Source organism: Bartonella queenslandensis AUST/NH15 (genome assembly GCF_000312585.1).
Classification (GTDB): domain Bacteria; phylum Pseudomonadota; class Alphaproteobacteria; order Rhizobiales; family Rhizobiaceae; genus Bartonella; species Bartonella queenslandensis_A.
The window spans coordinates 17147-18703 of record NZ_HE998014.1; the positions used below are offsets into that span (position 1 = coordinate 17147).

The 1557-nt window shown below is 40.7% G+C and carries 2 protein-coding genes; both read right to left on the reverse strand.

The features are described from left to right. Nucleotides 1–102: 102 nt before the first annotated feature. The gene (locus tag BN338_RS09070; protein ID WP_039761270.1) at nucleotides 103–906 is read right to left on the reverse strand and encodes a 3'(2'),5'-bisphosphate nucleotidase CysQ; all 804 of its coding nucleotides are present in this window, start codon (nucleotides 904–906) and stop codon (nucleotides 103–105) included. Further along, on the reverse strand, nucleotides 893–1557 hold a 665-nt coding region (locus BN338_RS09075; protein ID WP_039761271.1), incomplete at its 5' end, for a metallopeptidase TldD-related protein. The genes BN338_RS09070 and BN338_RS09075, both read right to left, overlap by 14 nt.

Here is a 1557-nt window from a genome sequence, read left to right on the forward strand (position 1 = left end):
AATTCACCACCAAATACAAGATGTAAATATTGTTTTTTTTCGTTGGTTTCAGCCATATGTGCCTCCATATCATTCAGATGATTTTAGCGCGCTTTTATGTGATTAAACTAACTTTGCTTGACGAACAACATCTATCATATCCTGACAGCAATTATTTTTACCAGCAATTAAAAGTCCATATTGATAAGGTTCAATTCCGTAAGATAATAAAGGGGCATCAAGCGATAAAAAACACCCTCCACACTCCTGCAAAATAAGATCCGCCGCGGCAATATCCCATTCATGACAATTCGGACGAACTAATACGATATCGATCTCATCTTGAGCAACAAGAACAAGACGATAAGCAAGAGAAGGAAGATAATGGTAAAGACTAACGCGATTGCGAAAATCGCCTAGTAATTTTTGTGCGAGCGATTTATCAAGCGAAATTTTATATTTTCGATGAACCTGAAAGGCTAAACGAGGAAGTTTTATCCCATTTAATGTTGCCCCTCCACCCGTGACCGCTGCATAAACATCTCCTCGAGCAGGACATTGTACAACGCCCACAATAGGACGCCCATTCTCAATAATAGCAACCGAAATACACCAATAAGGACTGCCAGAAAGAAAACCTCGTGTCCCATCAATAGGATCAACCACAAAGGAGCGCTTATAACCTTGTTGTTTTCGATTATCTTTTGTTTCTTCTGAAATCCATCCATAATTTGGACGTGCTCCAAGAAGCTTTTCTTTCAGAAAATAATCAACTGCAAAATCCGCTTCACTGACCGGTGAATTCCCCTCTTTCATCCAAACATCCAACGTGCATCCAAAATACCGCATTGCTAAATCTCCTGCCTCTCGACAAACGTCACGCAAAAGATTTAAATCAGAAGAATGATGCGTGTTATTTTCCTGCAAGTGTCATCCCTTCAATTAACAATGTTGGAGCTGCTGTTCCATAACGCCGATCAATATCATTGGCCGGTGTTAAATGTGCTAACATATGCAGCAAATCAGAACCTAGCGTTACTTCACTCACCGGATAAGAAATTTCACCATTTTCAATCCAAAAACCCGAAGCACCCCGACTATATTGACCAGTAATAAAATCAATGCCATGACCGAATAATTCTGTCACATAAAATCCACTTCGTAAATTTTTTATCATATCGCAAGGCGATACTAAACCCGGTTCAATAGCAAAATTTGTACTTGTCGGCTGCACCAACGACCCCGAACGCACACCGTGCCCATTTGTTTTAAGGCCCAATTCACGTGCTGTAGATGATGAAAGAAACCAATTTTTTAAAATACCATTTTCAATAATATTGAGTGGTTGACCCTCTACCCCTTCTCCATCAAAAGGATGAGAAGCATTTCCACGTAATCGCAAAGGGTGATCGGTTACATTAACATCAGGCTTCATCACTACCTTGCCTAAGAACTCCTGTAAAAGACTCGTTTTACGAACCACAGAAGCTCCATTGACCATCGATGCGATATGCCCTGCAATTCCACGTGCCGTACGCGGATTAAAAATAACATCAATACCCCCTGTCGCTGCACGAA